This window comes from Pseudomonas sp. Arb-4-2C, assembly GCF_055755015.1.
This window is the reverse complement of sequence record NZ_CM146899.1, coordinates 4,024,672-4,043,782: the sequence shown is the minus strand read 5'-3', so window position 1 is coordinate 4,043,782 and position 19,111 is coordinate 4,024,672. Positions and strand designations below refer to the sequence as shown.

At 59.2% G+C, this 19,111-nt stretch carries 20 protein-coding genes; 18 read left to right on the top strand and 2 right to left on the bottom strand.

Annotated features, from left to right (window positions below; translation table 11 throughout):
• The 8 genes from AC0J41_RS18195 (at position 1) to AC0J41_RS18160 (ending at position 7,474) form a co-directional block, all read left to right on the top strand.
• A complete protein-coding gene (locus AC0J41_RS18195) occupies positions 1-729 on the top strand; it encodes an alpha/beta fold hydrolase (protein WP_473013235.1) in 729 nt (242 codons plus the stop codon).
• A complete protein-coding gene (locus AC0J41_RS18190; RefSeq protein WP_025113043.1) occupies positions 726-1,259 on the top strand; it encodes a hypothetical protein in 534 nt (177 codons plus the stop codon). Before AC0J41_RS18195 ends, AC0J41_RS18190 begins: the two co-directional genes overlap by 4 nt.
• A gap of 30 nt (positions 1,260-1,289) precedes the next feature.
• Positions 1,290-2,216, top strand: coding sequence for a hypothetical protein (locus tag AC0J41_RS18185; RefSeq protein ID WP_473013234.1), 927 nt, complete (start codon positions 1,290-1,292; stop codon positions 2,214-2,216).
• A 77-nt stretch (positions 2,217-2,293) separates the two neighbouring features.
• Positions 2,294-3,283 carry a 2-dehydro-3-deoxygalactonokinase gene (locus AC0J41_RS18180; RefSeq protein ID WP_473013233.1) on the top strand — a complete coding sequence of 330 codons (990 nt, stop codon included), beginning with the start codon at positions 2,294-2,296 and terminating at the stop codon, positions 3,281-3,283.
• A gap of 19 nt (positions 3,284-3,302) precedes the next feature.
• A complete protein-coding gene (locus tag AC0J41_RS18175) occupies positions 3,303-3,923 on the top strand; it encodes a 2-dehydro-3-deoxy-6-phosphogalactonate aldolase (protein WP_473013232.1) in 621 nt (206 codons plus the stop codon).
• A 46-nt stretch (positions 3,924-3,969) separates the two neighbouring features.
• The gene (gene dgoD / locus AC0J41_RS18170) at positions 3,970-5,118 is read left to right on the top strand and encodes a galactonate dehydratase (protein WP_007903915.1); all 1,149 of its coding nucleotides are present in this window, start codon (positions 3,970-3,972) and stop codon (positions 5,116-5,118) included.
• 181 nt (positions 5,119-5,299) lie between these two features.
• The gene (locus AC0J41_RS18165) at positions 5,300-6,610 is read left to right on the top strand and encodes an MFS transporter (protein ID WP_025113047.1); all 1,311 of its coding nucleotides are present in this window, start codon (positions 5,300-5,302) and stop codon (positions 6,608-6,610) included.
• Positions 6,611-6,670: 60 nt separating this feature from the next.
• Positions 6,671-7,474 carry an IclR family transcriptional regulator gene (locus AC0J41_RS18160; protein WP_096794901.1) on the top strand — a complete coding sequence of 268 codons (804 nt, stop codon included), beginning with the start codon at positions 6,671-6,673 and terminating at the stop codon, positions 7,472-7,474.
• 4 nt (positions 7,475-7,478) lie between these two features.
• Here AC0J41_RS18160 and AC0J41_RS18155 read toward each other — a convergent pair whose 3' ends face one another.
• The gene (locus tag AC0J41_RS18155; RefSeq protein WP_473013231.1) at positions 7,479-8,531 is read right to left on the bottom strand and encodes an NAD(P)-dependent alcohol dehydrogenase; all 1,053 of its coding nucleotides are present in this window, start codon (positions 8,529-8,531) and stop codon (positions 7,479-7,481) included.
• 190 nt (positions 8,532-8,721) lie between these two features.
• Between AC0J41_RS18155 and AC0J41_RS18150 the strand changes: the two genes are divergently transcribed.
• Positions 8,722-9,612 (top strand): AraC family transcriptional regulator, encoded by an 891-nt coding sequence (locus AC0J41_RS18150; RefSeq protein WP_473013230.1) that lies wholly within the window; start codon positions 8,722-8,724, stop codon positions 9,610-9,612.
• A gap of 186 nt (positions 9,613-9,798) precedes the next feature.
• Here the strand turns inward: AC0J41_RS18150 and AC0J41_RS18145 are convergent, their stop codons facing one another.
• Positions 9,799-11,463, bottom strand: coding sequence for an electron transfer flavoprotein-ubiquinone oxidoreductase (locus AC0J41_RS18145; protein WP_025113051.1), 1,665 nt, complete (start codon positions 11,461-11,463; stop codon positions 9,799-9,801).
• A gap of 525 nt (positions 11,464-11,988) precedes the next feature.
• On the opposite strand from AC0J41_RS18145, the gene AC0J41_RS18140 reads away from it, so the two are divergent.
• The 9 genes from AC0J41_RS18140 to AC0J41_RS18100 all read left to right on the top strand — a co-directional run bounded on the left by AC0J41_RS18140 (position 11,989) and on the right by AC0J41_RS18100 (position 19,038).
• Complete coding sequence (locus tag AC0J41_RS18140) at positions 11,989-12,738, top strand: electron transfer flavoprotein subunit beta/FixA family protein (protein WP_003226982.1); 750 nt, start codon at positions 11,989-11,991, stop codon at positions 12,736-12,738.
• A gap of 2 nt (positions 12,739-12,740) precedes the next feature.
• Positions 12,741-13,670, top strand: coding sequence for an electron transfer flavoprotein subunit alpha/FixB family protein (locus tag AC0J41_RS18135; RefSeq protein ID WP_025113052.1), 930 nt, complete (start codon positions 12,741-12,743; stop codon positions 13,668-13,670).
• Positions 13,671-13,751: 81 nt separating this feature from the next.
• Entirely contained in the window at positions 13,752-14,582 is an 831-nt protein-coding gene (locus AC0J41_RS18130; RefSeq protein ID WP_473013229.1) for a substrate-binding periplasmic protein, read from the top strand.
• Between the two features lie 9 nt (positions 14,583-14,591).
• Positions 14,592-14,948, top strand: coding sequence for a DUF4398 domain-containing protein (locus tag AC0J41_RS18125; protein WP_025113054.1), 357 nt, complete (start codon positions 14,592-14,594; stop codon positions 14,946-14,948).
• Positions 14,945-15,757 carry an OmpA family protein gene (locus AC0J41_RS18120; protein WP_473013228.1) on the top strand — a complete coding sequence of 271 codons (813 nt, stop codon included), beginning with the start codon at positions 14,945-14,947 and terminating at the stop codon, positions 15,755-15,757. The genes AC0J41_RS18125 and AC0J41_RS18120 overlap by 4 nt, the downstream gene beginning before the upstream one ends.
• Positions 15,758-15,958: 201 nt before the next feature.
• On the top strand, positions 15,959-17,398 hold the full coding sequence (locus AC0J41_RS18115) for an aminotransferase-like domain-containing protein (protein WP_003226969.1): 1,440 nt from the start codon (positions 15,959-15,961) through the stop codon (positions 17,396-17,398).
• Between the two features lie 78 nt (positions 17,399-17,476).
• Positions 17,477-17,971, top strand: coding sequence for a translation initiation factor 2 (locus tag AC0J41_RS18110; RefSeq protein WP_473013227.1), 495 nt, complete (start codon positions 17,477-17,479; stop codon positions 17,969-17,971).
• A gap of 165 nt (positions 17,972-18,136) precedes the next feature.
• The gene (locus tag AC0J41_RS18105; protein WP_025113057.1) at positions 18,137-18,391 is read left to right on the top strand and encodes a YkgJ family cysteine cluster protein; all 255 of its coding nucleotides are present in this window, start codon (positions 18,137-18,139) and stop codon (positions 18,389-18,391) included.
• Between the two features lie 41 nt (positions 18,392-18,432).
• A complete protein-coding gene (locus AC0J41_RS18100) occupies positions 18,433-19,038 on the top strand; it encodes an START domain-containing protein (RefSeq protein ID WP_025113058.1) in 606 nt (201 codons plus the stop codon).
• Positions 19,039-19,111: the final 73 nt, after the last annotated feature.

Below are 19,111 nucleotides of genomic sequence, written 5' to 3'. Positions count from 1 at the left end.
ATGGGTGCTCAATCCGGAGCCGTTCAAGGATGCATCGGGAGACTGGTCGCCAGTCATGAGTTGACGACAAAAGAGGATAAGACGGTCAAACCCGTGACGCTTGCCAGAGAGGTTGTAGCCTTTTTCATTGGCGGTGCTGGCGATTCGGAAAGTTACTACGGAGACGGGCCGAGCAACTACACGTTGCGGGCCATGGAAGCTTTGCAGAGTCGTTTGGGTACGAGCTATGGCGGAAAATTCCAACCCTATTACATGGGATACAACGATGTAAAAGGGGATGCCGATCTGGAGGAGTTTGTATTCTCGAAGCTGCCTCACAAGTCTGCGCATGTCTACATCGTTGGTCATAGTCTGGGCGGGTGGAACGGCGCACATTTGTCGCAGATTCTGACCGATAAAGGTTATATCGTGAAAATGCTAGTCACTCTGGATCCTGTAGGAGAAGGTGTGATGGTGGCGTTGATTTCCGATATTTACTGGTCGGAGCCAACCCCCAAGGCGCAGACCTGGATCAACGTTCGAGCCGAGCCTGACGAGATGGATCGAACTGACGTTGTCGCTTGGGTAGGGGGCAAGTGGGATATTGAATCGGGCCCCGATGTCATGGGGATCGTCAAATTTAACCACTACTCGGCGTTGAGATTGTATGAGTCCCGCCTGGAGTGCGGGCAGTCGGCATTGGATTTGTCGGCGAATTCAATTGCTGGTTATTTGAGGGAAGGTGCATGAGATGGGTACTGCTGATCGCTGTTTCTTTATTTTGCGCTGCCTGCGCAAAGTCTCATGACATCACGCCTGCGACTTTGGGCTATGAATCGATCACACCGCGCTCGAAAAGCGTTTTTTTTGAGGTCAATTTCAATTCGGATGTGGAACTGCTGGAGATTTTCTGGCGGGAAAAGAAAGCGAACAGCTTTGACCAGGTATTCATTTGCGCCCTGGGTGATGACACTGACTTTTCCATTGAACATACGATATCGAAAGCAGCAATGGGTTTGGTCAGGGAAAATAAGCAGCGTTTGCATACAGCCGGATTCGGATACACCGCGAGCATTGCTTTCAAGGACGTTGGTGAAAAGAAAAGGACCTCACATTACTTGAGTCGTGACGCCATAAAAGGCTTGTTGAAAGATAAACAAATGATTCCGTGCAAAGTGGTGGTTACGGCAACGGGTTATGAAGCGTATTACACCAAATCACTGTTCATCCCCGTTGCAGATGTTTTTTCTGCCTTGTCGGACTACGACAGTTTTCGATGACGTGCCCAGCAGTTGGCTTTTGGAGTGGTAATGGCAAGGTTGCTTTTGGTTTGTTTGTTTGCGTTGTGTTCCTCCTGCATGCACTTGGATGTGCCCCCTGCGAGGCTTGAATTTGTCTCGATCAATCACGAGATATCTTCCTCTTACGACCTGCGTTTCACCTCAGACCGAAACCTCATTGACCTGTATGAGGATCATGGGCGACGAGGGCAGATTGGTACTTGGATCCATTGTTCGTTGAATGGCGATCCGGATTTTTCCATCGAACATAAAATCGTCCTGGAAGCCTCGGGAATCGTCAGCGGCATGCGCTTGATCGAGGGCGATCGTCGCTATGAGATGTTCGCGAACATCAGTGTCGAGAATCACGCCGTCAATGACGGACGTAACCACATCCGACCGGTTGAGTTGGTGCAGATCCTCAAACCGCAGGAATACATTCCGTGCAAGGTGGTCATAACCGCGTTCCCGTTCGTGGCGTATTACTCGAAAGTCATGTACATGCCCACATTGCGGTTCATTGCCGCAATAGAACATCCGCGCGTGGCACCTGCGCGTATTTCGCTCAAACAGCCCGACCAACCAAAGTCGTTGCTGCCTTTTGCCTCAGTGTGCATCGTGCGCTGGCGTTATGACCTGGCGCTGGGATATGACCAGATCGACAGCCTTGGACTCTGTAGTGACGTGCCCTATGCCGGCATGCTGGCCTCGTTTGCGCCGAACAACACGAAACTGAAGGTTGTTTCAGGTTCAGAGGAAAACCCGGCGCCCTTCGCGGCGTACACCATTATTCGCGCTGACGGACGCCGGGAGCCCGGAGTAACTGACGACAAGGGCCGTACACATGAGGTGGGATTCAGCGAGTACGAAACAGTGAGGATCCTGATCAACAACAATCTGGATGTCGTTCAGCGCTGGACAAAATGGGCTGATGTAGTCCCACAATATGGGATGTAAAATTACATATTGAGATTTTAAGTCTGAGAGGTCTATAGTCCGTCGCACTCACTGCCAAAAACAAAACAGGTGAAGCGATGCAGGCGCAATTGATCGCGCTCGATTGGGGGACGACCTCATTACGTGCTTACAAACTCGCGGCGGGCGGTGTGGTGCTGGAGCAGCGTGCGCTGTCGTCCGGGATCATGCAGTTGCCCAAGACGCCGCGAGTCATCAACGGTCGTGAATGCGCCGACGGTTTTGAACTGGCCTTCGAAGACGCGTGTGGCGACTGGCTCGAGGCGCAGCCGGAGCTCCCGGTAATCGCCTGCGGCATGGTCGGCAGCGCCCAAGGCTGGCGCGAAGCGGCTTACTGCGAAACACCGGCGAATGTCGCCAATCTCGGAAATTCCCTACAGACACTGGTCAGTCTGCGTGGCACGCGGGTGCATATCGTGCCGGGCGTGATCCAGCGTTCGCGTCTGCCGAACGTGATGCGCGGTGAAGAAACCCAGGTCCTCGGCGTGTTGCAGAACCTGCCGGCCGAGGCGGGCGGTGATCTGTTGATCGGCCTGCCGGGCAGCCATTCCAAGTGGGTGGAGGTGGTCGATGGCTGCATCACGCATTTCGATACCTTCATGACCGGCGAAGTGTTCGCTGTGCTCAGTGAGCACAGCATTCTCGGGCGTACCCAGCAACAGGGGGCGACGTTCGATGGTCTGGCGTTTGACCGTGGCGTGCAGGTGGCGCTGTCGGCGGACGGCGAACTGGGTGTGCTTTCCACGCTGTTCAGTGCGCGCACCCTGGGCCTGACCGGCGAACTGGCCCCGACGGTGCAAGCGGATTACCTGTCCGGGCTGATGATCGGCCATGAACTGGCGGCACTGGCTGACGCGCAACGCCGTCGCCGTAACAATCCCGATCTTCCCTCGATCATCCTCATTGGCAACGCGCAACTCTGCGCCCGCTACAGCCGTGCGCTCGACGCCTGCGGTTTCGACCGCGTGACCCTCGCCGAACAAGCCACCGAGCGTGGCCTGTGGCAATTGGCGCTCGCCGCCGGACTGCTCGATTCCTCATCCCGTTAACCCTGACTGGAGGCCTGACATGCTCAAGCAAACACTGGCACAAAACGGTCTGATCGCGATTCTGCGTGGCCTGCATCCGCAGGAAGCTGCCGCTGTCGGAGAAGTCCTGTATGCGGCTGGATTTCGCGTCATCGAAGTACCGCTCAATTCCCCTTCGCCGTATGAAAGTATCCGCATCTTGCGTCAGACCTTGCCCGCCGATTGCCTGATCGGTGCCGGCACGGTGCTGACCGCAGAACAGGTCGAGCAGGTGAAAGCCGCTGGCGGCCAGGTGATCGTCATGCCGCACAGCGACGCCAAGGTACTGCGCGCAGCGAAAGCGGCTGGGCTGTACCTGTCGCCGGGTGTCGCTACGCCGACCGAAGCCTTCGCGGCGCTGGAGGAGGGCGCGGACATTCTCAAGCTGTTCCCGGCCGAGCAGATGGGGCCGGCGGTGGTCAAGGCCTGGCTCGCGGTGTTGCCCTCGGGGACGGTGCTGGCACCGGTTGGCGGGATCACGCCGGACAACATGCAGGCATTCATCGATGCCGGGGTCAAAGGTTTCGGGCTGGGTTCCGGCCTGTTCAAACCGGGCATGACGCCGCAGCAAGTGGCGGAAAATGCCAAGGCCTACGTGGCCGCCTGGAAAGCGCTTCGCTAAGACTTTTTGGCGCCGCGTGCGCTGCATCTATAAGAGAGACAAAAAGATGAAAATCACCAAACTCACCACCTTCATCGTGCCGCCGCGCTGGTGCTTCCTCAAAGTTGAAACCGACGAGGGCGTGACCGGTTGGGGCGAACCCGTGGTCGAAGGTCGCGCCCACACCGTCGCTGCTGCCGTCGAGGAATTGTCCGACTACCTGATCGGCAAAGACCCACGCAACATCGAAGACATCTGGACCGTCCTGTACCGCGGCGGCTTCTACCGTGGCGGTGCGATTCACATGAGTGCGCTGGCCGGTATCGACCAGGCGTTGTGGGACATCAAGGGCAAGGCCCTCGGCGTGTCGGTCAGCGATCTGCTCGGCGGTCAGGTGCGTGACAAGATCCGCGTGTATTCGTGGATCGGCGGCGACCGTCCGGCCGACACCGCACGGGCGGCGAAAGAGGCGGTGAGCCGTGGTTTTACCGCGGTGAAAATGAACGGCACCGAAGAGCTGCAGTTCCTCGATTCCTTCGAGAAAGTCGACCTTGCACTGGCCAACGTCGCCGCTGTGCGTGACGCGGTCGGACCGAACGTCGGCATCGGCGTGGACTTCCATGGTCGGGTGCACAAGCCGATGGCCAAGGTACTGATGAAGGAACTCGACCCGTACAAACTGATGTTCATCGAAGAGCCAGTGCTCAGCGAAAACTATGAGGCACTGAAGGAACTGGCGCCGCTGACCAGCACGCCGATTGCGCTCGGTGAGCGGCTGTTCTCGCGTTGGGACTTTAAGCGCGTATTGAGCGAAGGTTACGTCGACATCATCCAGCCGGATGCTTCCCACGCCGGCGGCATCACCGAAACCCGCAAGATCGCCAACATGGCCGAAGCCTACGACGTGGCACTGGCGCTGCATTGCCCGCTGGGGCCGATTGCGCTGGCGGCGTGCCTGCAACTCGACGCGGTTTGTTACAACGCGTTTATCCAGGAGCAGAGCCTGGGCATCCATTACAACGAGAGCAACGACTTGCTCGACTATGTGAAGGACCCCCGGGTGTTCGATTACGACAAAGGCTTCGTGAAGATTCCGAACGGGCCGGGGCTGGGCATCGAGATCAATGAGGAATACGTGATCGAACGCGCCGCCGTCGGTCACCGTTGGCGCAACCCGATCTGGCGCCATGCCGATGGCAGCTTTGCCGAGTGGTGAGTCCCTGAATCACCTGTATTCCCCTGTGGGAGCGAGCCTGCTCGCGAATGCCATGTCACATCCGACATCAATGTGACTGATCCGACGCCTTCGCGAGCAGGCTCGCTCCCACGGTTTTGATCTCCATGGATGGGAGATTTGCGTCAATGACCTCAAATAATCATAAGAAGAGGCACTCCCCATGCCACCGCACACCCTCACCGGGCAGGCGTCTTTAGTCACGCCCAGCCGCAAGCGGTTTTTCATCATGGTGTTGCTGTTCATCACCGTGGTCATCAACTACCTCGACCGCAGCAACCTGTCGATTGCCGCCCCCGCGCTGACCAGTGAACTGGGGATCGATCCGGTTCACGTCGGGCTGATTTTCTCCGCGTTCGGCTGGACCTACGCCGCGATGCAGATCCCCGGCGGCTGGCTGGTCGATCGCGTGCCACCGCGCATCCTCTATAGCGTTGCGTTGTTGCTGTGGTCGCTGGCCACGGTGATGCTCGGCTTTGCCGCGAGCTTCATTGCGCTGTTCGTGTTGCGCATGGCGGTCGGCGCGCTGGAAGCCCCGGCTTATCCGATCAACAGCCGTGTGGTCACCACCTGGTTTCCCGAGCGTGAACGGGCGACGGCGATTGGTTTCTACACCTCCGGGCAATTTGTCGGACTGGCGTTTCTGACCCCGGTGCTGGCGTGGCTGCAACATGAGTTCGGCTGGCACATGGTGTTTGTTGCCACCGGTGCGGCCGGGATTGTCTGGGCGGCGATCTGGTACGCGGTGTATCGCGAACCGCGAGATTTCAAGGGCGCCAACGAAGGTGAAATCGAGCTGATCCGCGAGGGCGGCGGATTGGTGGATATCCAGGCCGACACCGCCAAGGTCAAAGCCAGATTCAGCTGGACTGATCTGGGTATCGTCCTGACCAGGCGCAAGTTGTGGGGCATCTACCTCGGCCAGTTCTGCCTGAACTCGACGCTGTGGTTCTTCCTCACGTGGTTCCCGACCTACCTGGTGAAATATCGTGGCATGGACTTCATCAAGTCCGGCCTGCTGGCGTCGCTGCCGTTCCTTGCCGCGTTCATCGGCGTGCTGTGTTCGGGGTTCTTCTCCGACTTGCTGATTCGGCGTGGCTGCAGCGTGGGCTTTGCACGCAAGTTGCCGATTATCGGCGGGTTGCTGATTTCCACCTCGATCATCGGCGCCAACTTCGTTGAGTCGACGCCGCTGGTGATCGCCTTCCTGGCGCTGGCGTTTTTCGGCAACGGGCTGGCGTCGATCACCTGGTCGCTGGTCTCGACGCTGGCGCCGGCGCGCTTGCTGGGCCTGACCGGAGGGGTGTTCAACTTCATCGGCAACCTGTCGGCGATTGCCACGCCGATCGTCATCGGCTTCCTCGCCAGCGGCGATTCGTTTGCCCCGGCGATCACCTATATCGCCGTGCTGGCCTTGATCGGCGCGTTGTCCTACGTGCTGTTGGTAGGCAAGGTCGAACGTATCGAGTTGTAGTGGTCCGCGTCGGGCGACCATAATGCCGCCCGTTCCCTCGCTCAACGGTAAAGGCTGGATATGCAGGAAGACGCCCCGGAAAAAACCAAGGACGCCGCACCCACCGGCACCCAGACGCTGCTCCGCGGACTGGGTGTGGTGCAGGCGGTGGCCAGTGGCGCCCGCGATCTGAAAGAGATCGCCCGGCTGATCGGCACCACGCGCAGCACCACCCATCGTCTGGCCAGTTGCCTGGTGGACGAGCGCTACCTGCGCGTGGTGCCGCAAATCGGCTATCTGCTCGGGCCAAAGTTGATTGAGCTGGGGTTTCAGGCGCGCGAAGAGTTACCGCTGGTGAGCCTGGCCGGGCCGTATCTGGACGAGTTGTCGGCGCTGACCGGTGACACCGTGCATCTGGGTATTCGTGAAGGCGACGAGGTTTTGTACCTGCTGAAAAATCCGGGGCGCAATGGCCCGGAAATGCGCTCGCGGGTCGGCCATCGGATGCCGTTGGCGCGCACCGGGATCGGCAAGGCCTTGATGCTCGACGATGCGCCGCAGGATTGGCAGCGGCTGTACGACATCAGTCTGCCGGCGGGTGGGAAAAGTCAGTTCTGGCCGCAGCATCCCCAACAGTCGTGGGAACAGCTTGAGCAGCGCATGACCGAGTACGTAGCCGGTGGCTACGCCTTCGATCTGGAAGACAACGAACCGTCGATCCGCTGCGTGGCGGCGCCGATTCGCGATGCAAGCAAGCGCATTGTGGCGGCGATCAGCATCGCCAGCACCGTGCCGTACATGCCGCTGGAAAAAATGGCCGAGCTGATCCCCCTGATCAAAGGGGTCACAGCCCGGCTGTCGGCGGAGCTTGGCTTGAAGGTCTGAAGCCTTAAACCTTGAGCGTCGCCATGTCGATCACGAAGCGGTATTTCACGTCACCGGCGATCATGCGCGCGTAAGCCTCGTTGATCTGGCGGATGTCGAGCATTTCGATGTCGCAGGTGATGCTGTGCTCGGCGCAGAAATCCAGCACTTCCTGGGTTTCTGCGATGCCTCCGATCAACGAGCCGGCCAGTACGCGGCGGCCCAGCACCAGGTTGGCGGCATGCACCGGCGGGTCGATCGGCTCGATCAGTCCCACCAGAATATGCACGCCATCAAAGCGCAGGGTTTGCAGGTACGGGTTGAGGTCGTGCTGCACCGGAATGGTGTCGAGCAGGAAGTCGAACCGGCCCGCGGCGGCGGCCATCTGTTCGGCATCGGTGGAGACGATCACATGATCGGCGCCCTGACGACGGCCTTCCTCGGCCTTGCTCGCCGAACGGGTGAACAGCGTGACTTCTGCGCCCATCGCCTTGGCGAACTTGATACCCATGTGGCCGAGGCCGCCCATGCCGAGAATCCCGACCTTGTCGCCGGCCTTGACCCCGTAGTGCTTGAGCGGCGAGTAGGTGGTGATGCCGGCGCAGAGGATCGGCGCGGCGCTGGCCAGGTCGAGTTTCTCCGGGATGCGCACCACGAAGTGCTCGCTGACGACGATGCTGTCCGAGTAGCCGCCCATGGTGTTGCTGCCATCGACCCGATCCGGGGTGGCGTAGGTCATGGTCGGGCCTTCGAGGCAGTATTGCTCAAGGTTTTGCTGGCAGGCGGCGCAGGTGCGGCAGGAGTCGACCATGCAGCCAACGCCGACCAGATCGCCTACTTTATGTTGGGTGACGTTCGCACCGATGGCGGTGACTTTTCCGACGATCTCGTGGCCGGGCATCAGCGGATAGACGGCGATACCCCATTCGTTGCGCGCCTGATGGATGTCGGAGTGGCAGACGCCGCAGTACAGGATTTCGATCGCCACGTCGTCAGCGCGAGGGCTGCGGCGTTCGAATTTCATCGGGGCGAGGGGAGTGGTGGCCGATTGAGCGGCATAACCGATAGCGGTGTACATGATGAACCTCGCAGAAGCAGTGACGGGTGAGGTGGCGCATTCTGGGCGCCGTTCACCGGTCCGGCCATGACGATTCCTCCGGGTCTCATGCCTAATCCTCCGGCATGCGGGTCTGGGCGAGCGCATTGGCAAAAGGATCTGCGATGATGCTTGCATGCCTTTTTCCGTGAATTTTTTGAAGACCCCTCCGATGCAGTTGACCCGCCATCTTGATGCCAATGCCACGCTGGTTTCGCTGATCGAACCGCTGGCGCTCCGCGACGGTTACAGCCAGACCGGACTGCCCGGCGTGCAGGTGTTGCGCGCCAGTTGCGACGTGGCGCGTGGCCCGCACATCTATGAGCCAAGCCTGATGATCATCGCCCAGGGCAGCAAACTGGCGTTCCTCGGTCCGCGCACCATGGAGTATGGCGCCGGGCACTACCTGATTCAGGCGCTGCCGGTGCCGTTCGAGTGCGAAACCTTTGCCTTGCCGGACGCACCATTGCTGGGGGTGTCGGTGGCGATTGACCGGGTGCTGCTCGGTGAGCTGGTGCTGGCCATGGGGCTGGCGCCGGGGCGACACATTCCGGCGCAGACCCCGGAGTCGATGACTTCGGTGGTGCTCGACGATGACATGCGCGGCTGTGTCGAACGCTTGCTGAGCTGCCTGCACGATCCGCTGGAGTGCCAGATTCTCGGGCCTTCGCGGGTGCGCGAATTGTTGTTCACCGCGCTGCGCGGGCCGCAGGCCGATGTGTTGCGAGCGCTGGTGGAGCAGCAGGGGCAGTTCGCGCGCGTGGCAGCGTCGATCAGTCATCTGCATGCGCATTACACCGAGCCGCTGAACGTCGAAACCCTGGCCAGTTGCGCGAACATGAGTGTGTCGACCTTTCATGAGCACTTCAAACGCAGCACGTTGCTGTCGCCGGTGCAGTACCTGAAGCGCCTGCGTCTGCTCAAGGCGCAGACCTTGCTGATCGCCGAGGGGTTGGGTGTGGCGCAGGTGGCGCATCGGGTGGGGTATCAGAGCACGTCGCAGTTCAGTCGCGAGTACAAACGCTACTTCGAGCGTAGCCCCGGAGATGAACGCGCTGCCTGAATTGGCAATAGGTTCTCCTGGGAGCGAGCCTGCTCGCGAATGCGGTGTATCAGTCGACATCTATTCTGGATGATCCATCGCATTCGCGAGCAGGCTCGCTCCCACAAGGGATTTTTGGTGCGGCTCCCATATCGTGGGCAACAAAAAGGCCCCCAATATGGGAGCCTTGTTGTTCAGCAATACGACTTACATATTCGGGTAAGTCGGGCCACCGGCGCCTTCCGGCGTGACCCAGGTGATGTTCTGCGAAGGGTCCTTGATGTCACAGGTCTTGCAGTGCACGCAGTTCTGGGCGTTGATCTGGAAGCGCTTCTCGCCGTCTTCCTTGGTAATCACTTCGTAGACACCGGCCGGGCAGTAGCGCTGCGCCGGTTCGTCGTACAGCGGCAGGTTCTTGCTGATCGGGATGCTCGGGTCGGTCAGCTTCAGGTGGCACGGCTGTTCTTCTTCGTGGTTGGTACCGGAGATGAACACCGAGCTCAGTTTGTCGAAGCTGAGTTTGCCGTCCGGCTTCGGATAGTCGATCTTCTTGCAGTCAGCCGCCAGCTTCAGGCACGCGTAGTCCGGCTTGGTGTCGTGCAGGGTGAACGGCAGTTTGCCGCCGAAGATGTTCTGGTCCAGCCAGTTGAAACCACCGCCGACAATGGCGCCGAACTTGTGGATCGCCGGGCCGAAATTGCGGCTGGCGAACAGTTCGTCGTAGAGCCAGCTCTTCTTGAACGCGTCGACGTAAGTGGTCAGTTCTTCAGTGCCATCCTTCTCGGCGAACAGAGCGTCGGCCACCGATTCAGCGGCGAGCATGCCCGACTTCATCGCGGTGTGGCTGCCCTTGATCTTGGCGAAGTTCAGGGTGCCGAGGTCGCAACCGATCAGCGCGCCACCTTTGAAAACCATCTTCGGCAGCGAGTTCAGGCCACCTTTGCAGATCGCGCGGGCGCCATAGCTGACGCGCTTGCCGCCTTCCAGGTACTGAGCCAGCACCGGGTGGTGCTTGAGGCGCTGGAACTCGTCGAACGGCGACAGGTAGGTGTTGCTGTAGGACAGATCGACGATCAGGCCAACCACCACCTGGTTGTTTTCCAGGTGATAGAGGAACGAGCCGCCAGTGTTCTCGGTGCCCATGATGTCCAGCGGCCAGCCGGCGGTGTGCACCACCAGGCCAGGCTGGTGTTTGGCCGGGTCGATTTCCCAGATTTCTTTCAGACCGATGCCGTAATGCTGGGCGTCGGCCTCGCTGTCGAGGTTGTAGCGCTTGATCAGTTGCTTGCCGATGTGGCCACGGCAGCCTTCGGCGAACAGCGTGTACTTGCCACGCAGTTCCATGCCCGGGGTGTACAGGCCTTCCTTCGGATTGCCTTCACGGTCGACGCCCAGATCACCGGTGATGATCCCGCGCACGATGCCGTTTTCGTCGATCAAGGCCTCCTGAGCAGCGAAGCCCGGGTAGATTTCCACGCCCAGGTTCTCAGCCTGCTGCGCCAGCCAGCGGCACAGGTTGCCCAGGGAAATAATGTAGTTGCCTTCGTTGTGCATGGTCTTGGGCACAAAGAAGTCAGGAATTTTCTGCGCGCTTTCGGCGTTTTTCAGCACGAAAATATCGTCGCGGGTGACCGGAGTGTTCAGCGGGGCGCCGAGTTCCTTCCAGTCCGGGAACAGTTCGTTCAGAGCGCGTGGTTCGAACACGGCACCAGAAAGGATGTGTGCGCCGACTTCGGAGCCTTTTTCGACCACGCAGACGCTGATTTCCTTACCGGCTTCGGCGGCCTTCTGCTTCAAGCGGCAGGCGGCGGACAAGCCAGCGGGGCCGGCACCGACGATGACCACGTCGAATTCCATGTATTCGCGTTCCACAGGCTATCTCCTACTCAAGGCTCAACAGTTTTTTTTCTAATTTGGAGGTTTGGTGTCGTATCCGTTATTGCCTTTACGTTAACGTCAAGGGTAATAATGGACAAACCACCTTTCTCTCTAGGCGGCGCATTATATCTACACCACTCTGAGCGTCCAATACAAACGTTTGTTTGAATCGGCTCCAGCCCAGAGAAATCAAAGAAGCGCGGCTTATGAACGACCATTTTGCCGTATTGACCGGAATAGGCGTTCCGGTCAAGATACGGTCGGTTTTGCGCTCGCCGTAGGCAGACTGGCGGTTTCAAGAGCACCTCTAAAGACAGGGCACAGGCAGTTGAAGGTGATGCGCAGCGCAGGTCCGGCGCGCAGTTTACACACCGTGCAGAGCAATGACTTGTTGGTCACCACTGACGAACGGTCATCGCCCCCAGCCGGCGTTTTTAGAGGTGCCCTTGTGCCCGATGAGCATCAACCGCCAGGTTCGCCTAGGCGACTTTCTTTTCACCGGAGAGTAACGAGGAATCCATGAAGGTTCTTGTAGCTGTCAAACGCGTTGTGGATTACAACGTCAAGGTTCGCGTCAAGGCGGACAATTCCGGCGTCGATCTCGCCAACGTCAAGATGTCGATGAACCCGTTCTGCGAAATCGCAGTGGAAGAAGCCGTACGCCTGAAAGAGAAAGGTGTTGCGACTGAAATCGTCGTCGTCTCCATCGGCCCGTCCACCGCTCAGGAACAGCTGCGTACTGCACTGGCTCTGGGTGCCGACCGCGCCATCCTCGTCGAATCCGCGGAAGACCTGACTTCGCTGGCCGTGGCCAAGCTGCTCAAGGCTGTGGTCGACAAGGAACAACCTCAGTTGGTGATCCTGGGCAAACAGGCCATCGACAGCGACAACAACCAGACCGGCCAGATGCTCGCTGCACTGAGCGGCTACGGTCAGGGCACTTTCGCCTCGAAAGTCGAAGTCTCCGGCGACAGCGTTGCCGTGACCCGCGAAATCGACGGCGGCGCGCAGACCGTTTCGCTGAAACTGCCGGCCATCGTCACCACCGACCTGCGTTTGAACGAGCCGCGCTACGCGTCCCTGCCAAACATCATGAAAGCCAAGAAGAAGCCTCTCGAAGTGCTGACTCCGGACGCTTTGGGCGTTTCCACCGCCTCCACCAACAAAACCCTGAAAGTTGAAGCGCCGGCTGCACGCAGCGCTGGCATCAAGGTCAAGTCGGTGGCTGAACTGGTCGAGAAACTGAAAAACGAAGCGAAGGTAATCTAATCATGACTATCTTGGTAATCGCTGAACACGACAACAAAGTGCTGGCCCCGGCCACACTGAACACCGTGGCTGCTGCTGCCAAAATCGGCGGCGACATTCACGTGCTGGTTGCCGGCCAGGGCGCTGGCGCCGTGGCTGAAGCCGCTGCGAAAATCGCAGGTGTGAGCAAAGTCCTGAACGCTGACAATGCCGCATACGCGCATCAGTTGCCGGAAAACGTCGCTCCGCTGGTTGCTGAGCTGGGCAAGGGTTACAGCCACATCCTGGCTGCCGCCACGTCCAACGGCAAAAACATCCTGCCGCGCGTAGCCGCTGCACTGGACGTTGACCAGATCTCCGAGATCATCTCGGTGGAAAGCGCTGATACCTTCAAGCGCCCGATCTACGCCGGTAACGCCATTGCTACCGTGCAGTCGACCGCTCCAATCAAGGTGATCACCGTACGTGCCACCGGTTTCGATCCGGTTGCCGCTGAAGGTGGTTCGGCTGCTGTTGAAGTCGTTGCTGCTGCGCACAACGCCGGCACCTCGAGCTTCGTCAGCGAAGAGCTGGCCAAGTCCGATCGTCCTGAGCTGACCGCTGCCAAGATCGTCGTTTCCGGCGGCCGCGGCATGCAGAACGGCGACAACTTCAAACACCTGTACGCCCTGGCCGACAAGCTGGGCGCTGCCGTTGGTGCTTCGCGCGCCGCGGTCGATGCAGGTTTTGTACCGAACGACATGCAGGTCGGTCAGACCGGCAAGATCGTTGCACCACAGCTGTACATCGCCGTCGGTATCTCCGGCGCGATCCAGCACCTGGCCGGCATGAAAGATTCCAAAGTGATCGTTGCGATCAACAAGGACGAAGAAGCGCCGATCTTCCAGGTGGCCGATTACGGCCTGGTGGCGGATCTGTTCGAAGCAGTTCCTGAGCTGGAGAAGCTGGTCTAATCCGGCGGCTTCACTTATAAAGAGCCCGGCCTTATGGTCGGGCTTTTTTTTGTTTGGGATTTGAGTGGGGAGTGTTTTGCCATGGATCTGCGCCGCCGGTTGCATTGCTCGTTGTTGAGCCTGGCCCTGTTGCCGGGACTGTCCTTGGCCGCCGGTAAATGCGAGCGACTCATCGTCACCGGTAGCCCGGACGCGCCGCCGTACCTGTGGCAAGACCCGCAGAACCCCAAACAGCTGATCGGTGCCAGTGCCGACCTGCTGCAGCAAGTGGCCAAGGATCTCGGCATCAAGGTCGAATTGCTTTACGCCGGCAAACGCGCGCAGGCCCTCGATGAGGTGCGCAGCGGGCGCATGGACATGCTGGCCGACACGCCACTGATGTTCAACGAGCTGGAAAACCTCGACTACATCTATCCGCCATTGCTGGAAAACGACTATTTGGTGTGGACGCGCAAAGGCTCGACGCTGGCCTACAGCGAAGCCAAAGACTTGCACGGGCACACCGGCGGGTTGTCGGAAAAGTCTCGAATGACCCAGGAGTTTGGCACTTTCGCCGAGCAGAATCTGACCCTGACGCGGACGGCAAACATCACTCAGGCCTTTCAGAAATTGCTCTTGGGTGAGGTGGAATATGTACTCGCCGGGCGTTACTCGGGTATGGCTGCCGCGCAGGCGTTGGGCATGGCCAATGATCTGCTCGCCTTCGAGCAACCGATCGACCGACCGGGGCTGTTCCTCGCGGTTTCGCACAACTCCGCCTGCAACGATCCGTGGTTGCGCGGACAGCTCGCTAAAAAGATGACAGAATTGCCCGCGTCCGGACTGACCGAAGCCGCACTGCAACGCAACATCGAGCGCTGGAAAGCGCAGCAACAACAGCCGCAGCCATCTGTCAGTGCCCCAAAACAGTAGGGATTCTTAGTGAGTATTCGACCTCTTTTCGCGGCCATGGCCGTTCTGGCCCTGGCCGGCTGCGCCAACGACCCGGCACCCAATGAGCAAATGCGTCTGACCGAGCAGGCCATCGCCCAGGCCAAGGCCGTGGGTGCGACCGCCGATGAAATGCCGGAAATGAAACTGGCCGAAGACAAGTTCAATCGGGCCAAGGGCAACATGGCCGACGAGTCGTACAAGAACGCGCGCATGCGTTCCGAGCAGGCCGAGCTGGACGCACGTCTGGCCGAAGCCAAAGTGCTGACGCAAAAGAGCGAAGAGCAATTGAATGTGCTGAACACCCGCATCATCCGTCTGCGCAAGCAACTGGGAGATGCCCAATGAGCCTCAAGTCAAAAGCCCTCGGCGGCCTGATTCTGGCCGGTTGCGCGAGCCTCTACGGTTGCGCCGGTCAACACAGCGAAGCCGCCTTGCAGCAGGCCAGCAGTGATTTCCAGAAGGTCAAGGAAGACTCCAACGTGCTGCGCATCGCGCCGAAAGACGTGATCCGCGCGGGTGAGTCGCTGGCCCGGGCCGATCGGCTGACGACCTATTGGGGCAGCGGCTGGGACGTTGCGCATTACGCTTACCTGAGCCAGCGCTACAGCGAAATCGCCCGCGAGCACACCAATCTGGTGCTCAACGAAGAGCGTGCGGCGAAGCTCGAATTGGAGCGTCAGCGCCTGCAACTGGCTCTGCGCGAGTCCAAATTGCTGAGCGTGCAGCAGCAGGGCAAGTGGCTCGAAGAACAGATCGTCGCGCTGGCCACCACGCAAACCGATCGCGGTCTGGTCATGACCCTCGGCGATGTGCTGTTCGACACTGGCGAAGCGGAGCTGAAGAACTCGGCCAACCGCGTGGTGTTGAAGATCGTGCAGTTCCTGCAGCTCAACCCGAAACGCGTGGTGCGTATCGAGGGCTACACCGACAGCACCGGCGGCAAGCAGGACAATCTCAAGCTGTCGCGTGATCGTGCACAAGCGGTGGCCGATGTGCTGATGGACCTGGGCATCGAAGACAAACGGATTCAGGTCGAAGGTTACGGCGACGAGTACCCGGTGGACGCCAACGCTTCCGAGCGCGGGCGGGCACAGAACCGTCGGGTGGAAATTGTGTTCTCCGACGAAAAAGGCCAGCTCGGCGCCGCCCGCTGAGGGCTGCGTCTCTGGAAAGCCCGGGCTGTCATGCAGCGCCGGGCTTTTTTACGTCTGTCGAATAGCGCTCAATTCCATACAGTTGCAGCTGACACTGCACTGTATGGTCGACTATGGTGACAACTGTCCCAGTACACTTCTAAACTGTTCCGGTATTGTTTCACACAAGAATAAAATGCCCGTGAAATCGAGTGCTGCGTCATGACCAATCTCTTGCTCTACCAGCGTATTGCTCAACAACTGGCTGAAGACATCCGCCGTGGCGTCTATCAACCCGGGGAACGCGTACCGTCGGTGCGCAAGATGAGTTCGCAGCTCAATGTCAGCCATGCGACGGTGTTGCAGGCTTACGCCAATCTCGAGGATCAGGGTCTGATTCGCGCGCGGCCGCAGTCCGGGTACTACGTGCACCAGACTCCGGCGCTGACGGCACCGACGCCGGACATTGCCCGGGTCGAACGGCCGGGACTGGTCACGCGCGCCAGCATCATTCAGCAAGTGTTGGTCGAATCGCGTCGTGAAGGGGTGTTCCCTTTGGGCGCGGCGGTGCCGAGCGTCGACTATTTGCCGGTGCGTGCATTGCATCAACAATTGGCGAAAGTCACGCGTTTCCATAGCCCTCGGGCATTCAGCTATATGTTCAGCCCGGGTTTCGAACCGCTGCGCCGGCAAGTGGCGATCCGCATGCGCGACGCCGGCGTCGTGGTCGACCCGTCAGAAGTGGTGATCACCCACGGTTGCGTCGATGCGCTGCAGATGTCATTGCGCGTGCTGACCCGTCCGGGCGACCTGATCGCCGCCGAATCGCCGACCTATTACGGCTTGCTGCAACTGGCCGACCTGTTGGGCCTGAAAGTGATCGAGATCCCCAGCGATCCAGCCACCGGCATGAGCCTCGAAGCCTTGCAACTGGCGGCCAACCAATGGTCGATCAAGGCCCTGGTGCTGACCACCCGCCTGAGCAATCCCCTAGGCGGCACCATGCCCGAAGAGCGGCAGAAACAGTTGCTGCGCCTGGCCTCGGACTTCGATATCCAGATTGTCGAAGACGACATCTATGGCGAGTTGATGTTCGAGCAGGGGCGCACCAAAGCCCTGAAAGCCTACGACCGGCTCGACCGGGTGATCTACTGCTCGAGCTTCTCCAAAACCTTGTCGCCGGGAGTGCGTGTCGGCTGGATGATTGCCGGCAAGTATCAGCAGGAAATCCAGCGCCTGCAGACGTTCACCACGCATTCGGCGTGCAGCGTCACGCAAATGGCGATTGCCGCTTATCTGGAAAATGGCGGTTATGACCGGCATTTACGGTACATCCGCCAGGAATACCGGAAAAACCTCAGCGCCTTTCAGCTGGCGGTGCAGCAGTACTTCCCTGAAGGAACGCAAATGACCCGGCCCACGGGCGGTTTCATCCTCTGGGTGAGCTTGCCGGGGAGGGTCAATACCCAGGAGTTGCATGTCCGCGCATTGCAACAAGGCATCAGCATCGCGCCGGGACTGATCTTCAGTAATACCGAGCAGTTCAACCACTGTATCCGCCTCAATTGCGGCACGCCGTGGAATCGCGAGGCGGAGAGGGCGCTGATGACCCTCGGTTTGCTGGCGACGCAACTGTGTCAGGAAACTGCTGGCGGATTCTGAACAAGCGCTGCGTCGTGCTTGTCTTGTGACGCCCAACAAGCGAGCATATGGCCCTCTGCCGTTAGTGTTGTTGGGTTCATGAAAGCGATTTTTCCTGCCGCCTGGGTTTTGCTTTGTGTGTTGACGATGGGCCACGTGCCCGGTGTCATGGCCGCCGCCGTTCAGGAGAAACCGGCAGCGTCCGCATCAACGAGCAAAGCGGTCGCCAGCAAAAAAGCCGTTGCCGATAAAAAAGCTCAGGATAAAAAGGCCCGGCAGAAGAAAGCCACCACGGTGAAGAAACGGCCTCCGGTCGCTTCCAAGTCGAAACCGGCCAGTGAGGTGGTGAAAACCAAACTGCCGCCGGCCAAACTGGATCTGAGCCTGCCCAAGGACATGGTCCAGCAACTGAAACCGGCCGGTACCGTGCCGATGCCCAAACACGACGCGATCCTGCCGCAGATGTTTGGTGAGAAAAACAGCGGCTTCCAGCTTAATGGACGCCTGCTGAGCAACGAAATGCAGTTGCAGCTGCGCAACGAAGAACGTCGCGAAGTCGAAGGCGCCGCCCTCGATTTCGAGTTCAAGCAGTAATTTCAATCGATCCGTGACCCGCAGACCAGACGCTTTGTCGGAGACTGGTCAGTCACATTCAGTTATCGGTAAAAACCCCGGTTCAGGGAATTTGAAACAACCGTTTTAGCGGTTACTCTGTCCGTGTCTCTTTAACACATTGCCCGTCGCGAGGACTTGCTCGTCATGAAATGCCGTGAAGGCTGTGGCGCTTGCTGTATTGCCCCTTCCATAAGTTCTGCCATTCCGGGCATGCCCGATGGCAAACCCGCCGGCGAACGTTGCGTGCAGCTGTCGGTCGAAAACCTGTGCAGCATTTTCGGCCAACCGGAGCGTCCGGCGGTCTGTTCTGGCTTCGCAGCTGATGTCGAAGTCTGTGGCAGCAGCTCGGAAGAAGCGATCAAACTGATCGGCTGGTGGGAGCAGATGACAGCGGCGTGATGTGTCAAACGAACGGAACTTCAACAATAAGGAATAAGACTATGGGTTCGCTGCATCGTATCGCTGTGTTGTGTGGTTTGACGGCCGTGCTGGCTACTTCGGTTGCTCAGGCCGAGGACTGGAAGGTCGCCAAGGAACAGGACGGGATCAAGGTCTCACTGGCCGAAGTGCCGGGTTCCGATTACAAGTCCTATCAGGGTGTTGCCCTGATGAAGACCACCGTTGCCAAACTGCGTGCCTTGCAGGAAGACGTGTCCGGAGCTTGCGCCTGGATTCACGAGTGCAAGACCCAGAAACTGCTCAAGCACGAAGGCGATCAGAGCTGGACCTACACCCAGTTCAATACGCCATGGCCAGTGACTCCGCGTGATTCGGTGCTGCACGTCACCACCGTTGAAGGTGCCGATGGCAGCCTGACCCGCAATCTCGAAGGTGTGCCGAAGTACATTCCTGAAGAGAAAGGCTTTGTCCGTGTCGCCCAGGTCAAAGGTTTCTGGAAGTTCGTGCCCAAAGGCGATCAGGTCGAAGTGACCTATCAAGTGCACACCGAGCCAGGTGGCAGCGTGCCGAGCATGATTGCCAACAAGTTCGTGGTCGATGCGCCGTTCAACACCCTTAAAGCACTGAAAGAACGCGCCGAGAAGTAATCCGCGCGCTTAACGCAAAACGCCCCGATCGATTCGGGGCGTTTTTGTTTTGTCGTTATATTGTGTTTCCAGA

Bases quoted from the DNA above. Each gene is read 5' to 3' on its own strand.
- AC0J41_RS18195 (WP_473013235.1), top strand. From the start codon at position 1: ATGGGTGCTCAATCCGGAGCCGTTCAAGGATGCATCGGGAGACTGGTC.
- AC0J41_RS18190 (WP_025113043.1), top strand. From the start codon at position 726: ATGAGATGGGTACTGCTGATCGCTGTTTCTTTATTTTGCGCTGCCTGC.
- AC0J41_RS18185 (WP_473013234.1), top strand. From the start codon at position 1,290: ATGGCAAGGTTGCTTTTGGTTTGTTTGTTTGCGTTGTGTTCCTCCTGC.
- AC0J41_RS18180 (WP_473013233.1), top strand. From the start codon at position 2,294: ATGCAGGCGCAATTGATCGCGCTCGATTGGGGGACGACCTCATTACGT.
- AC0J41_RS18175 (WP_473013232.1), top strand. From the start codon at position 3,303: ATGCTCAAGCAAACACTGGCACAAAACGGTCTGATCGCGATTCTGCGT.
- dgoD (WP_007903915.1), top strand. From the start codon at position 3,970: ATGAAAATCACCAAACTCACCACCTTCATCGTGCCGCCGCGCTGGTGC.
- AC0J41_RS18165 (WP_025113047.1), top strand. From the start codon at position 5,300: ATGCCACCGCACACCCTCACCGGGCAGGCGTCTTTAGTCACGCCCAGC.
- AC0J41_RS18160 (WP_096794901.1), top strand. From the start codon at position 6,671: ATGCAGGAAGACGCCCCGGAAAAAACCAAGGACGCCGCACCCACCGGC.
- AC0J41_RS18155 (WP_473013231.1), bottom strand. From the start codon at position 8,531: ATGTACACCGCTATCGGTTATGCCGCTCAATCGGCCACCACTCCCCTC.
- AC0J41_RS18150 (WP_473013230.1), top strand. From the start codon at position 8,722: ATGCAGTTGACCCGCCATCTTGATGCCAATGCCACGCTGGTTTCGCTG.
- AC0J41_RS18140 (WP_003226982.1), top strand. From the start codon at position 11,989: ATGAAGGTTCTTGTAGCTGTCAAACGCGTTGTGGATTACAACGTCAAG.
- AC0J41_RS18135 (WP_025113052.1), top strand. From the start codon at position 12,741: ATGACTATCTTGGTAATCGCTGAACACGACAACAAAGTGCTGGCCCCG.
- AC0J41_RS18130 (WP_473013229.1), top strand. From the start codon at position 13,752: ATGGATCTGCGCCGCCGGTTGCATTGCTCGTTGTTGAGCCTGGCCCTG.
- AC0J41_RS18120 (WP_473013228.1), top strand. From the start codon at position 14,945: ATGAGCCTCAAGTCAAAAGCCCTCGGCGGCCTGATTCTGGCCGGTTGC.
- AC0J41_RS18115 (WP_003226969.1), top strand. From the start codon at position 15,959: ATGACCAATCTCTTGCTCTACCAGCGTATTGCTCAACAACTGGCTGAA.
- AC0J41_RS18110 (WP_473013227.1), top strand. From the start codon at position 17,477: ATGAAAGCGATTTTTCCTGCCGCCTGGGTTTTGCTTTGTGTGTTGACG.
- AC0J41_RS18105 (WP_025113057.1), top strand. From the start codon at position 18,137: ATGAAATGCCGTGAAGGCTGTGGCGCTTGCTGTATTGCCCCTTCCATA.
- AC0J41_RS18100 (WP_025113058.1), top strand. From the start codon at position 18,433: ATGGGTTCGCTGCATCGTATCGCTGTGTTGTGTGGTTTGACGGCCGTG.